The organism is Pseudomonas sp. GW460-12-10-14-TSB1, from assembly GCF_017349775.1.
Lineage (GTDB): Bacteria > Pseudomonadota > Gammaproteobacteria > Pseudomonadales > Pseudomonadaceae > Aquipseudomonas > Aquipseudomonas piscium.
The window spans coordinates 39992-52431 of the sequence record NZ_JACNAC010000022.1 but is presented as its reverse complement, the minus strand read 5'-3'; the positions used below and the strand labels follow the sequence as shown (position 1 = coordinate 52431).

Sequence of the window (12440 nt, the reverse complement as noted above, 5' to 3'; positions counted from 1 at the left end):
TGTGGCGTTTGTACAGGGGGTTGGGGTGCTAAAATCGCCGCCTCAGACTTTCAAGGGGTAGGTTGTGCGCACAGTAGCGATGATGATGGCGGTTCTGGCACTGGCGGGATGCGGTGAGGGCAAGAAGGTCGAGGCCGACAAGAAGGTGGCGCCGGTTGTCCAGGCACAACCGCCGCAGACCGCCGCGACGCCGCAATGGGATGTGCTGGTTGCCGGCACCCTGCCTCAGGCGACGAGCGATCTGGCCGGCTGGCTGATCGAGCACGGGATCATTTCCTATGTCGTCGTCGAAGACGGCAAGGATCGGGTGCTGATCGGTCCCTTCGATTCCCAGGCCGAAGCCGAAGCCAAGAAAGCCGAGCTGGTCGAGAAGCTGACCAAGGCCAAGAAGCGCAATATCGAGCCGCAGGTGATCGAGCACCGCATCGCGCAATAAGCCGTTCTTCTGAGTGCCGGGCCAGGCCGTCGCCGGGGTGTTGAGCGACCGGCCTTGCCGGCGCTCAGTCATCTTGAAGGGGCTGTCCATGCCCCAGGCGTTTATCGGTAACCTGGACGGATATCAGCCGCAGGCCTTCAGGTTGACCGGGCCGACGAACTCGTTGCCGCGCCCCATCACACAGGCCACGCTCTGATTGCGCTGGCGCTCCCAGGGTTGTACCGGATAGGTCTTGTTCCAGGCTTCGTACAACTGGCGATCCTGTTTCGACAGGCGCAGGTTGTACTGCTTGCTCATATAAAAGTAAGTCCGGGCGATCATGCCGCGAATGGACGGGCGCGGCATGACCTTCTTGGCCTTGAAGTCGACCTGGGTCAGGCATGAGCCGTACTGGCCGGACTGCGCCGGCAGCCAACCGAAGCTGAAGTTGTTACGGTCGCCATTGACCTCGCCGATGCTCGGCACGAGGTTGTGCAGGTCGGCTTCGGCGCGTTGATAAATCGGGTCGTGGCGTGTGCAGTTCTTGCGCCCGCCTTGCTGCCAGCATTGGCGCTGATGGCCGATCTGCCAGGCAGGAACTATGTGTTCCCACTCGATGCGCGCGGCGCGATTGGCATTCTTGCGTGGTACATAACCGCAGGCAGCGAGGTTGACCCGATTGCCGCTGTACTTGCAGCCGCAGTAGAACTCGGTGGATTGCGGGGCGTACAGCTTCCAGGCGATTTTCTTCGCTTCGTTGAAGGTGCGGGGCGCATCGGCTTGGGCACTCAGGGCTACACAAAACAGCAGTACAGCAAAACAGCGGACAATCATCGACTCAGTCTTCCTTCGGCACGACCCAGAAAATCTGCACACCGCCGTCATCGCGATAGGCGAGGGTGACGTTGTCGTTTTCGGCGATTTCTTCGAGCAGGCGCTCCCACTCGTCGACCGCTTCGTCGGGCTGACGGAAGATCAGGGCGGCTTTGGCTTTTTGCGCATTGGGCGAGTTGATGATTTTCTGAACGCGCAAACCGAGGCGTTCATAAGAGCTTGGTGGGGTAGTTGCTGCGGCAGGCACGGAACATTCCTTATTAAGCTGTATGCGCGTACAGTATTTTACTGTAGGAAATTTCGCAACCGCTTAAAATTCAAGAAGTTCTTCTGACAGCGATATCCGCGGATTACTGCAAAACGATTGAGTTTTTTATCTGCGGGGTAAAGAAGAGGGCCGGCCAGTTGAGGCGGAGCACTCGCCCAGGGCGGGCGAGTGTGGGGTAGAACGGTGCCCGACCTGAGCAGGTCGGGCGGGTCAATCAGTATTCCCAGAACATCCGCTGCAGTTCCTTGCTGTCCTGGGTCTTGGTCAGGGCGACCATGGCCAGGATGCGGGCTTTCTGCGGGTTCAGGTCGTTGGCCACGACCCAGTCGTATTTGTCGTCAGGCTGTTCCGCGTTGCGCAGTACGAAGCCGCCGGCATTCACGTGGGACGAACGAATGATCTGTACGCCACTCTTGCGCAGATCTTGCAGGGCGGGCACTACGCGGGAAGACACCGAGCCATTGCCGGTACCTGCGTGGATGATGGCTTTGGCGCCGGACTGGGCCAGGGCCTTGTAGGCGGTATCGCTGACGTTGCCATAGCCATAGGCGATTTCGACGTCAGGCAGGCTCTTGATGGTCTTGATGTCGAATTCCGAATCCAGGGTGTTGCGCTTGGCTGGCAGGCGGAACCAGTAGGATTTGCCTTCCACCACCATGCCCAGTGGGCCCCATGGGCTCTTGAAGGCTTCGGTCTTGATATTGATCATTTTGCTGACGTCGCGACCCGACAGGATCTCGTCGTTCATGGTGACCAGCACGCCCTTGCCACGGGATTCCTTGCTACCGGCCACAGCAACGGCGTTGTACAGGTTGAGCATGCCGTCGGCGGACATGGCGGTACCTGGACGCATGGAGCCAACCACTACGATGGGCTTGTCGGTCTTTTCCACCAGGTTCAGGAAGTACGCGGTTTCTTCCAGGGTATCGGTGCCGTGGGTGATGACGATGCCATCGACGTCCTTGCTGTCGGCCAGTTCGGCGACGCGGCGGCCCAGTTGCAGCAGGTTTTCGTTGGTGATGCTTTCAGAGGCGATCTGCATGACCTGTTCGCCGCGCACATTGGCGACCTGGCTCAGCTCGGGGATCCCGGCGATCAACTGCTCGATGCCGACTTTGGCGGCCTGGTAGGTGGCGCTGTTGGCGGCACTGGCGCCGGCGCCGGCAATGGTGCCGCCGGTAGCGAGCACGACCACGTTGGCCAGCTTCTGTTTGGTTTCGACTTCCTTGGCCTGCAATGCAGTCGGAAGGAGCAAGAGGAGGGCCAAAGCGCCCGGAACAAAGGTGTTGAAAGCAGATTTCATTATTTTCTCTCTAGTTGTGAGACGGTGCTGGTGCAGGTTCATCTAGATACACCCGAGACAGATCTGAATGCCGCGGGCGAAAAGGAAGAGCAGGATCTGTACCAGCCGGACTGTGGCCGCAAAACTCTTTTAACTTAATGATTTATATCAATTTATTTTTATTTATCGGGTGCGCCGGACGTTTTGCTGTCCGGTTTTCCGAATGGTTGAAAGATTCGCGTTCGGTTGTCCGACAGTTCTGATTGGCTGGAGGAAAAACCTGAATTAAAGAGCTGGTCCTTGCAGCCGATGCCCTTCAAGGATCGTTTTCTTATGGAGCTCACATGTCTATTTCTGTCGGTTTTCCTGCTGCCGGGGCCATCACCATCAACGGCAAGTCGCCGGCCACTATCGATGCCCTGAGCCAGGGCGCCGCCGATAACGCTGCGCAAGCCCTGGGGCTGGATGAAGACGGCAAGCAGGGGGTGGCGTCCGGCGCCGAGGCCGAGAAGGCCGAGACCCAAGGCTCCGAAGGGGACACTCAAAGCCTGGTGGTGAAAATGCTGCTCAAGCGCATGAAAGAACTGCAGGAACAATTGCAGGAACAACAGGAGCAGTTGGCTGCTGCCCAGGCGGCGAGTTACCCGACCCCTGAGGCCAAGGCGGCTGTAGTGATGGCGATTCAAGGCCAGATCGCCGCCACCAACGGCGCGGTACAGGAAGTGGCGGGGAAGCTGGTCAAGGAACTGAACAAGGACTCCGCGTCGGGTGGGCTGGTCAGTACCACCGCTTGATTGCCCGATGTTCCGATTGGCGCAAGGCGGGGTGCCTGCCCTGGCATTCCGCGGCGCTTGGCTTCCCGTTGACAAATCCCGACAGGGTTCGCATAGTTCGCTCTACGCAAACGTTTGCGCAGGCCCTGGGCGATAAGAGTCATACGCGCCTCAGGTTCGCTTCAAGCCGCGTTCATCGGGGTCTGAAGGTCGTCGAGCGTACTCCAGCGCAAGCGTTGCTCACAATAATCATAAGATCGGAGTGAACCCATGAAGCTGCCATTCGCTGGACGTCTTCTTGCTGTCGCTGTTCTGGCTGCCGCATCCGCTACGCTTCCTCTCTCTTCGGCATTCGCCGAGACCCCGGAAAAACCCAAGGTCGCCCTGGTCATGAAATCCCTGGCCAACGAATTCTTCCTCACCATGGAAGACGGCGCCAAGGCGTATCAAAAAGACCATGCCGCCGATTTCGACCTGGTTTCCAACGGCATCAAGGATGAAACCGACACCGCCAACCAGATCCGTATCGTCGAGCAGATGATCGTTTCCAAGGTCAATGCGCTGGTGATCGCCCCGGCGGACTCCAAGGCCATGGTGCCGGTGATCAAGAAGGCGGTGGACGCTGGTATCACCGTGATCAACATCGACAACCAGTTGGACCCGGCGGTACTCAAGAGCAAAAACATCAGCGTGCCTTTTGTCGGCCCCGACAACCGCAAGGGTGCGCGCCTGGTGGGCGAGTACCTGGCCAAGGACCTGAAGGCCGGGGACGAAGTCGGCATCATCGAAGGCGTATCGACCACCACCAACGCCCAGCAGCGCACCGCAGGCTTCAAGGATGCGATGGAGGCCGCGCAGATCAAGGTGGTCTCGCTGCAATCCGGTGATTGGGAAATCGACGCCGGCAACCGTGTCGCCGCCGCCATGCTCAGCGAATACCCGAACCTCAAGGCACTGCTGGCCGGTAACGACAGCATGGCCGTCGGTGCTGTCTCGGCGGTGCGTGCGGCGGGCAAGACAGGCAAGGTCAAAGTGGTCGGCTACGACAACATCAATGCCATCAAGCCGATGCTCAAGGACGGTCGCGTGCTGGCGACCGCCGACCAGTTCGCCGCCAAGCAGGCAGTCTTCGGTATCGAGACGGCGCTGAAGATTCTCAAGGGCGAGAAGGTGGACGGCGGCGCCAATGGCGTGATCGAAACTCCGGTTGAGCTGGTCACCCAGTAATCGTTCTGGCGGCGCAACGGCGCCCGCCTGAGCAGGCGGGCGCATGGAGAGTTTCTTATGTCAGTTTCCGCTGTGAACGCTGTCCTTTCGGTCAGCGGTATCGGCAAGACCTATGCGCAACCGGTATTGACCGGCATCGACCTGACGCTGATGCGCGGGGAAGTGCTGGCGCTGACCGGGGAAAACGGCGCGGGCAAAAGCACCCTGTCGAAAATCATCGGTGGCCTGGTGGCCCCGACCACCGGCGAGATGCGCTTCAACGGTCAGGCTTATCGTCCCGGCAGTCGTACCCAGGCCGAAGAACTGGGCATCCGCATGGTCATGCAGGAGCTCAACCTGTTGCCGACCCTGTCGGTGGCCGAGAACCTGTTCCTCGATAACCTGCCCAGCCTCGGCGGCTGGATCAATCGCAAGCAGTTGCGCAAGGCGGCGATCGAAGCCATGGCCCAAGTCGGCCTGGAGGCAATCGACCCCGATACCCTGGTCGGTGAGCTGGGGATTGGCCACCAGCAGATGGTAGAGATCGCGCGCAACCTGATCGGCGACTGCCATGTGCTGATCCTCGACGAGCCGACCGCGATGCTCACGGCTCGCGAAGTCGAGTTGCTCTTCGAGCAGATCACTCGTCTGCAGGCCCGTGGCGTAGCCATCATCTATATCTCCCATCGCCTGGAAGAACTGGCGCGGGTCGCCCAGCGCATCGCGGTGCTGCGCGACGGTTGCCTGGTTTGCGTCGAGCCGATGGCCAATTACAACAGCGAGCAACTGGTCAACCTGATGGTGGGGCGCGAGCTGGGTGAACACATCGATCTCGGCCCGCGCAAGATTGGCGCGCCGGCCCTGACGGTCAGCGGCCTGAGCCGTTCCGACAAGGTGCTGGACGTGTCTTTCGAGGTGCGCAGCGGCGAGATCTTCGGTATTTCCGGGTTGATCGGGGCAGGGCGCACCGAACTGTTGCGACTGATCTTCGGCGCCGACAAGGCCGACAGCGGCACGGTTGCCCTGGGTTCTCCGGCGCAGGTGGCAAATATCCGTTCGCCGGTCGACGCGGTGGCCCACGGCATTGCCCTGATTACTGAGGATCGCAAGGGTGAAGGCCTGCTGCTGACGCAGTCCATCAGCGCCAATATCGCCCTGGGCAACATGCCGGAAATCTCCAGTGGCGGCCTGGTCAATGGCCGTGACGAATCGGCGCTGGCGCAGCGGCAGATCGATGCCATGCGCATTCGCAGTTCGGGGCCGGCGCAACTGGTGTCCGAACTGTCCGGAGGCAATCAGCAGAAGGTGGTCATCGGCCGCTGGCTGGAGCGCGATTGCGCGGTGCTGCTGTTCGACGAGCCGACCCGAGGCATCGATGTCGGCGCCAAGTTCGATATCTACGGCCTGCTCGGCGAGCTGACCCGCCAGGGCAAGGCGCTGGTGGTGGTCTCCAGCGATCTGCGGGAGCTGATGCTGATCTGCGATCGCATTGGCGTGCTGTCCGCCGGGCGCTTGATCGATACCTTCGAGCGCGACAGCTGGACCCAGGATGAACTGCTTGCCGCCGCTTTCGCCGGCTATCAAAAACGTGATGCGTTGCTCAACGAAGCAGCGCCTAGGGATCTTCCATGACAACTGCATCTTCGGCCGGCAAACGTGGCGGCAACTACTATGGCCTGGGTACCTACCTGGGGCTGGCCGGTGCCTTGCTGGCCATGATTGCGCTGTTCTCGACACTGAGCAGCCATTTTCTTTCCTACGACACCTTCAGCACCCTGGCCAACCAGATCCCGGACCTGATGGTGCTGGCGGTGGGCATGACCTTTGTCCTGATCATCGGCGGCATCGACCTGTCCGTCGGTTCGGTGCTGGCCCTGGCGGCCTCCACCGTCAGCGTGGCGATTCTCGGCTGGGGCTGGAGTGTCATCCCGGCGGCATTGCTGGGCATGGGCTGCGCGGCGTTGGCCGGGACCATCACCGGCTCGATCACCGTGGCCTGGCGCATTCCCTCGTTCATCGTCTCCCTCGGCGTGCTGGAAATGGCCCGCGGCGTGGCTTACCAGATGACCGGTTCGCGCACCGCCTATATCGGCGATGCCTTTGCCTGGTTGTCGAACCCGATCGCCTTTGGCATCTCGCCGTCGTTCATCATCGCCTTGCTGATCATCTTCATCGCCCAGGCGGTGCTGACCCGCACGGTGTTCGGCCGTTACCTGATCGGCATTGGCACCAACGAGGAAGCGGTGCGGCTGGCGGGCATCAATCCCAAGCCCTACAAGATTCTGGTGTTCAGCCTGATGGGGCTGCTGGCGGGCATCGCCGCGCTGTTCCAGATTTCCCGCCTGGAGGCGGCGGACCCGAATGCCGGTTCCGGCCTGGAGCTGCAAGTGATCGCGGCCGTGGTGATCGGCGGCACCAGCCTGATGGGCGGGCGTGGGTCGGTAATCAGCACCTTCTTCGGGGTATTGATTATCTCGGTGCTGGCCGCGGGGCTGGCGCAGATCGGCGCGACCGAGCCGACCAAACGCATCATCACCGGCGCGGTCATCGTGATTGCGGTGGTGCTGGATACTTATCGCAGCCAGCGTGCAAGCCGGCGGAGCTGAGTCATGGCAACGATCAAAGATGTGGCGGCCCTCGCGGGGATTTCCTACACCACGGTTTCCCACGTGTTGAACAAGACGCGCCCGGTCAGCGAGGAGGTGCGGATCAAGGTCGAGGCGGCGATCCAGCAGCTCGACTACGTGCCCAGCGCCGTGGCGCGCTCGCTGAAGGCCAAGACCACGGCGACCATCGGCCTGTTGGTGCCCAACAGCCTCAACCCGTATTTCGCCGAACTGGCCCGGGGGATCGAGGATTATTGCGAGCGCAACGGCTACTGCGTGATTCTCTGCAACTCCGACGACGACCCGGAAAAACAGCGCAGCTACCTGCGGGTGCTGCTGGAAAAGCGCATCGACGGTCTGATCGTGACCTCGGCCGGTGGCGACGGCGGGCTGGCCAAGGGCCTGGCGGCTGTACGCACGCCGATGGTGATAGTCGACCGCGGGCTGGAAGGGGTGGATGCGGACCTGGTGCGCATCGATCACGAATACGGCGCGTACCTGGCGACCCGTCATCTGCTCGAATTGGGCCATCGTGATATCGCCTGCATCGGCGGCCCGGATTACACCAGCGTGGCGCAGCTGCGCCTGGCGGGGTTCCAGCGGGCGTTGCGCGAAGCCGGCGTGGAAGTGCCTGAGGAACGCATCCTGCAGAGCGACTTCACCAGCACCGGCGGTTATCGCGCGGCGGCCCAGTTGCTGGAGCGCAACCCGCCCAGCGCGATCTTCGCCGGCAACGACATGATGGGCATCGGTGTGCTGCGAGCGGCGGCGGAGCGCAATATCCGGGTGCCGAGCGAACTGTCGGTGATCGGCTTCGACGATATCCAGATGAGCCGTTATGTGTATCCGGCGCTGACCACGGTCGGCCAGTCGATCCTGCAACTGGGCGAGCAGGCGGCGGAGCTGTTGCTGCGTCGTATCGCTGCGCCTGGATTGCCGACCGACCAGCGGATCGTCACGCCAAGCATTGTCCTGCGCGAGTCGACGGCGCCCGTGGCCGGCGCATTCGCCGAGTACCGTTGAATCGAATTGTGAGTATCGATGTATGCCAGCAAAAGTAGTGGTAGTAGGCAGCCTCAACATGGACCTGGTCACCCGGGCCGAGCGGCTGCCGCGTGCCGGTGAAACCCTGGTCGGCCAGTCGTTCACCACGGTTTCCGGTGGCAAGGGGGCGAACCAGGCGGTGGCGGCGGCCCGTCTGGGCGCCCAGGTGTCGATGATCGGTTGCGTCGGTGATGATGCCTACGGCGAGCAATTGCGTTCGGCGTTGCTCGCCGAACAGATCGATTGCCAGGCCGTCACCGCTGTCGCCGGCTCCAGTGGTGTCGCCTTGATCGTGGTGGACGACAGCAGCCAGAACGCAATCGTGATCGTGGCCGGTGGCAACGGTCAGCTCACGCCAGAGGTCGTCAGCGGCTTCGACAAGGTGCTGCAGGCGGCCGATGTGATCATCTGCCAGCTCGAAGTGCCGCTGCCCACGGTGGGGCATAGCCTCAAGCGCGGCCGTGAACTGGGCAAGACAGTGATCCTCAACCCCGCACCGGCCAGTGGCCCGTTGCCGGCGGACTGGTACGCGTCCATTGACTATCTGATTCCCAACGAAAGCGAGGCCGCGGCCCTCAGCGGCTTGCCAGTGGATTCCCTGGCGAGCGCCGAAGCCGCGGCCGCCCGCCTGATCGCTGCCGGGGCCGGCAAGGTCATCATCACGCTCGGGTCCCAGGGTTCGCTGTTCGCCAATGGCACGAGTTTCGAGCATTTTCCGGCGCCCAAGGTCAAGGCGGTCGATACCACGGCCGCCGGCGACACCTTCGTCGGTGGTTTCGCCGCCGCCCTGGCTGCCGGCAAGAGCGAGGCCGAGGCGATTCGTTTCGGCCAGGTCGCGGCCGCGCTGTCGGTGACTCGCCCAGGTGCGCAACCTTCCATTCCCATGTTGTCCGACGTACAGGCGTTCTCTCCCGCATGAAAAAGACACCCTTGCTCAATGTCGCCCTGTCGCGACTGATTGCCTCCCTGGGGCACGGCGATATCGTGGTCATCGGCGATGCCGGCCTGCCCGTGCCGCCGGGCGTCGAATTGATCGACCTGGCCCTGACCCAGGGCATTCCGGATTTCCTCAGCACCTTGCAGGTGGTGCTTTGCGAGATGCAGGTGGAAGGCCATGTACTGGCGCAGGAGATCCTGGATCGACAATCCGCGGTCTTGCAGGCGCTTGAGGCGCTGAGCACCGAGGGGGCGCTGGGCGCGCGCAAGCTGTTGAGCCACGATGAGTTCAAGGTGCTCAGCCGCCAGGCGCGGGCAATCGTCCGTACCGGGGAGTGCCAGCCTTATTGCAACATCGCTTTGATTGCTGGGGTGACGTTCTGAGCGTTGCCCCTCTCTGTTCAACCACGCAAAGGAGTGCGCCATGCACCGCTATGCTCAGCTACTGAAGCACCTGATCCGGAGTGTTCTACTCGTGTCCCTGTTCACTGCTACAAGCGCCCATGCGGCAGAAAAAATCGATCTGATCATCGATACCGATCCGGGTGCCGATGATGTGGTTGCGTTGCTGTTCGCCCTGGCGTCGCCGGAAGAGCTGCAGATCCGCGCGCTGACCACGGTGGCCGGCAACGTGCGCCTGGACAAGACTTCGCGTAATGCGCGCCTGGCCCGTGAATGGGCGGGGCGCGAAGAGGTGCCGGTGTACGCTGGCGCGCCGAAGCCGCTGCTGCGCACGCCGATCTATGCCGAGAACATTCACGGCAAGGAAGGTATCTCCGGGGTCACGGTGCATGAGCCGAAAAAAGGCCTGGCCGAGGGCAGTGCGATCAATTACCTGATCGACACCCTGCGCGCCGCCAAGCCCCACAGCATCACCATTGCGATGCTGGGGCCGCAGACCAACCTGGCGCTGGCGCTGATCCAGGCACCGGATATCACCCAAGGCATCAAGGAAGTGGTGGTCATGGGCGGGGCGCATTTCAATGGCGGCAATATCACCCCGGTGGCGGAGTTCAACCTGTTCGCCGACCCGCAGGCCGCCGAGGTGGTGCTCAAGAGTGGCGTGAAGCTGACTTACCTGCCGCTGGACGTCACCCACAAGGTGCTGACCAGCGATGCGCGCCTGCAGAAGATCGCGGCCTTGAACAACAATGCCAGCAAGGTGGTGGGGGATATCCTCAACGAATACGTCAAGGGTGACATGGAGCACTACGGCATCCCGGGCGGCCCGGTGCATGATGCGACCGTCGTTGCCTATCTGCTCAAGCCTGAGCTGTTCAGCGGGCGCCAGGCCAACATGGTCATCGACAGTCGTGAAGGTCCGACCTTCGGCCAGACCATCGTCGATTGGTACGATGGCCTGAAGCAGGAGAAGAACGTGTTCTGGGTGGAGAATGGCGATGCCCAGGGCTTCTTCGATCTGCTGACCGAGCGCCTGGCTCGCCTGAAATAAGTGATATTCCCGGCAGGTGCCAGCCTGCTGGGCGTTACGCCTTCTCTGTATCCGGCGTGCCCGAGTGTTCGCCGGGATACTTCTCGAATATCTGCTCGATGAACGTCTGGGCCGCTTCGGTGCCCAGCTCCCTGATCAGTAAGTCGATGCCGATGATCGCCAGCTCTTCGGGGCTGCCGGGGCTGTAGGAGCAGTGGCCTTCGGGCCATTTGGCTTTGATGTCGGCGTCGATCGTCACGGTGGCCATGGAAGTCTCGCAAGCTCGGAAATGGGCGGGCCGGACAGACGCTTGTCGAGGGCTTCCGGTCTTGTAGAGTTAAACACCTTGGCGGGCTTTGCGCACTCCGACTTAGGCATGAGGGGAGGGCTGTGCGACACTTGGTCATTATCTGTTTTCAAAGGGGGCCAGTGTGCAGATCGATTTGAACAACCCTGATGCCTTGACCTTCGAGGCGGTGCGCCAGTTGCTGGCGTCGGCCAGTGATGATGTGCATACCCAGCTGCGAGTGACCAAGGCAGGCATTGCCTATATCTCGTCGGGCGTGGTCGGTGGCGCGGAGATCGACGGCCTGCTGTTCAGGCTGGAGACCTGGGCCGCCGGCTCCGGTTATGTCGGGCTGGTAGCGGCCAGCGATGAGGTTTGGGTGACGCAGATTCTTAACGCCTTGAAGCAGAACTGGCCAAAGCCGCCGTTCGATTACATCGATATTTACTGAGGCTGTTCATATTCGGTCACGATTGCTGCATGAAAACGTGGCCGTACCTGATGCAGACTTGCCCGCTGTCTGGCCAGGAGCCATTGGTCAGTCCGTTTGTGAAACCAATAGTCAGAGTGGTTGTCGCACTATCTCTGCTTATTTTTGAAAAGGAGGCTTCATGCCTTGGAAGCTCGCGTCATTCGGTACCTTGTTGGCTGCAGTCGTTTTGGCAGGGTGCAGCACTTCTTCAGCGGATAAGGATCCGGTAGCGACCGAGAGCGGCCATAGCCGCTGTGAGGCTAAGGCGGCCGAGTTCGCCATCGGCAAAAAAGCTTCGCCTGAGCTGCTGGAACAGGCGCGCACTCGCGCAGGCGCGCAAAACGCCCGTATTCTCAAGCCGAATGACATGATCACCCTGGAATACCGTTCCGATCGGCTGAATCTCAATACCGATACCAAACTGGTGGTCACCCGGGTCAATTGCGGCTGATCTCATCAGTGCTTTTGCACCTTGCATAAAAAACCCCGTCACATGGACGGGGTTTTTTTAGCTCGCTGAGAAATTACTCAGGACGAACTTGTGCAGCTTGCATACCCTTTTGGCCTTTCTCAGCCACGAAGGAAACGGTCTGGCCTTCTTTCAGGCTTTTGAAACCGTCGCTTTCAATAGCTTTGAAGTGTACGAACAGGTCGTCACCGCCACCTTGAGGAGTGATGAAGCCGAAGCCTTTTTCATCGTTGAACCATTTTACGGTGCCGGTTTGGCGATTAGACATGGTGTATCTCCAAGAAACATATATTTTCAGTAGTACTGTGCTGCTCAGGCCAACTGGGCACACCGGGCTATCATAGTCGAAATGTTCGACTTGGGAGCCCCCCGGACGTGCCGATTCCCAGGTGGTTGAGTCCGTTTTGTTGCTCCGAT

General features: G+C 61.0%; 16 protein-coding genes. 11 read left to right on the top strand and 5 right to left on the bottom strand.

Annotation, left to right across the window (positions count from 1 at the left end; translation table 11 throughout):
• The first annotated feature begins 79 nt into the window (after nt 1-79).
• Nucleotides 80-436: a hypothetical protein gene (locus J4D52_RS15060; protein ID WP_063429350.1), complete on the top strand. Its 357-nt coding sequence runs from the start codon at nt 80-82 to the stop codon at nt 434-436.
• 123 nt (nt 437-559) lie between these two features.
• Here the strand turns inward: J4D52_RS15060 and J4D52_RS15055 are convergent, their stop codons facing one another.
• The 3 genes from J4D52_RS15055 to J4D52_RS15045 form a co-directional block, all read right to left on the bottom strand.
• Nucleotides 560-1249 carry an endonuclease gene (locus J4D52_RS15055; protein ID WP_025804156.1) on the bottom strand — a complete coding sequence of 230 codons (690 nt, stop codon included), beginning with the start codon at nt 1247-1249 and terminating at the stop codon, nt 560-562.
• A gap of 4 nt (nt 1250-1253) precedes the next feature.
• Nucleotides 1254-1496, bottom strand: a complete 243-nt coding sequence (locus J4D52_RS15050; protein ID WP_023968633.1) for a DUF1654 domain-containing protein — start codon at nt 1494-1496, stop codon at nt 1254-1256.
• 235 nt (nt 1497-1731) lie between these two features.
• Complete coding sequence (locus J4D52_RS15045; RefSeq protein ID WP_025804155.1) at nt 1732-2820, bottom strand: asparaginase; 1089 nt, start codon at nt 2818-2820, stop codon at nt 1732-1734.
• Nucleotides 2821-3143: 323 nt separating this feature from the next.
• On the opposite strand from J4D52_RS15045, the gene J4D52_RS15040 reads away from it, so the two are divergent.
• The 8 genes from J4D52_RS15040 to J4D52_RS15005 all read left to right on the top strand — a co-directional run bounded on the left by J4D52_RS15040 (nt 3144) and on the right by J4D52_RS15005 (nt 10817).
• On the top strand, nt 3144-3593 hold the full coding sequence (locus tag J4D52_RS15040) for a hypothetical protein (RefSeq protein WP_102677055.1): 450 nt from the start codon (nt 3144-3146) through the stop codon (nt 3591-3593).
• Nucleotides 3594-3842: 249 nt separating this feature from the next.
• Nucleotides 3843-4799 (top strand): sugar ABC transporter substrate-binding protein, encoded by a 957-nt coding sequence (locus J4D52_RS15035; protein ID WP_025804153.1) that lies wholly within the window; start codon nt 3843-3845, stop codon nt 4797-4799.
• 57 nt (nt 4800-4856) lie between these two features.
• Nucleotides 4857-6410: a sugar ABC transporter ATP-binding protein gene (locus J4D52_RS15030; RefSeq protein ID WP_102677056.1), complete on the top strand. Its 1554-nt coding sequence runs from the start codon at nt 4857-4859 to the stop codon at nt 6408-6410.
• Nucleotides 6407-7384, top strand: a complete 978-nt coding sequence (locus J4D52_RS15025) for an ABC transporter permease (protein ID WP_025804151.1) — start codon at nt 6407-6409, stop codon at nt 7382-7384. The genes J4D52_RS15030 and J4D52_RS15025 overlap by 4 nt, the downstream gene beginning before the upstream one ends.
• 3 nt (nt 7385-7387) lie before the next feature.
• Nucleotides 7388-8407, top strand: coding sequence for a LacI family DNA-binding transcriptional regulator (locus J4D52_RS15020; protein WP_102677057.1), 1020 nt, complete (start codon nt 7388-7390; stop codon nt 8405-8407).
• Nucleotides 8408-8429: 22 nt separating this feature from the next.
• Nucleotides 8430-9347, top strand: coding sequence for a ribokinase (rbsK, locus tag J4D52_RS15015; protein ID WP_102677058.1), 918 nt, complete (start codon nt 8430-8432; stop codon nt 9345-9347).
• On the top strand, nt 9344-9748 hold the full coding sequence (gene rbsD / locus J4D52_RS15010) for a D-ribose pyranase (RefSeq protein ID WP_102677059.1): 405 nt from the start codon (nt 9344-9346) through the stop codon (nt 9746-9748). The genes rbsK and rbsD overlap by 4 nt, the downstream gene beginning before the upstream one ends.
• Nucleotides 9749-9788: 40 nt before the next feature.
• On the top strand, nt 9789-10817 hold the full coding sequence (locus J4D52_RS15005; protein WP_007920524.1) for a nucleoside hydrolase: 1029 nt from the start codon (nt 9789-9791) through the stop codon (nt 10815-10817).
• Nucleotides 10818-10851: 34 nt separating this feature from the next.
• On the opposite strand, the gene J4D52_RS15000 is transcribed toward J4D52_RS15005, so the two are convergent.
• Nucleotides 10852-11064 carry a hypothetical protein gene (locus J4D52_RS15000; protein ID WP_007920523.1) on the bottom strand — a complete coding sequence of 71 codons (213 nt, stop codon included), beginning with the start codon at nt 11062-11064 and terminating at the stop codon, nt 10852-10854.
• Between the two features lie 163 nt (nt 11065-11227).
• Between J4D52_RS15000 and J4D52_RS14995 the strand changes: the two genes are divergently transcribed.
• Both J4D52_RS14995 and J4D52_RS14990 read left to right on the top strand, forming a co-directional pair.
• Nucleotides 11228-11533, top strand: coding sequence for a hypothetical protein (locus J4D52_RS14995; protein ID WP_102677060.1), 306 nt, complete (start codon nt 11228-11230; stop codon nt 11531-11533).
• Nucleotides 11534-11693: 160 nt separating this feature from the next.
• A complete protein-coding gene (locus J4D52_RS14990) occupies nt 11694-12005 on the top strand; it encodes an I78 family peptidase inhibitor (RefSeq protein WP_063429408.1) in 312 nt (103 codons plus the stop codon).
• Nucleotides 12006-12078: 73 nt separating this feature from the next.
• Here J4D52_RS14990 and J4D52_RS14985 read toward each other — a convergent pair whose 3' ends face one another.
• Entirely contained in the window at nt 12079-12291 is a 213-nt protein-coding gene (locus J4D52_RS14985) for a cold-shock protein (protein ID WP_003179963.1), read from the bottom strand.
• Nucleotides 12292-12440: the final 149 nt, after the last annotated feature.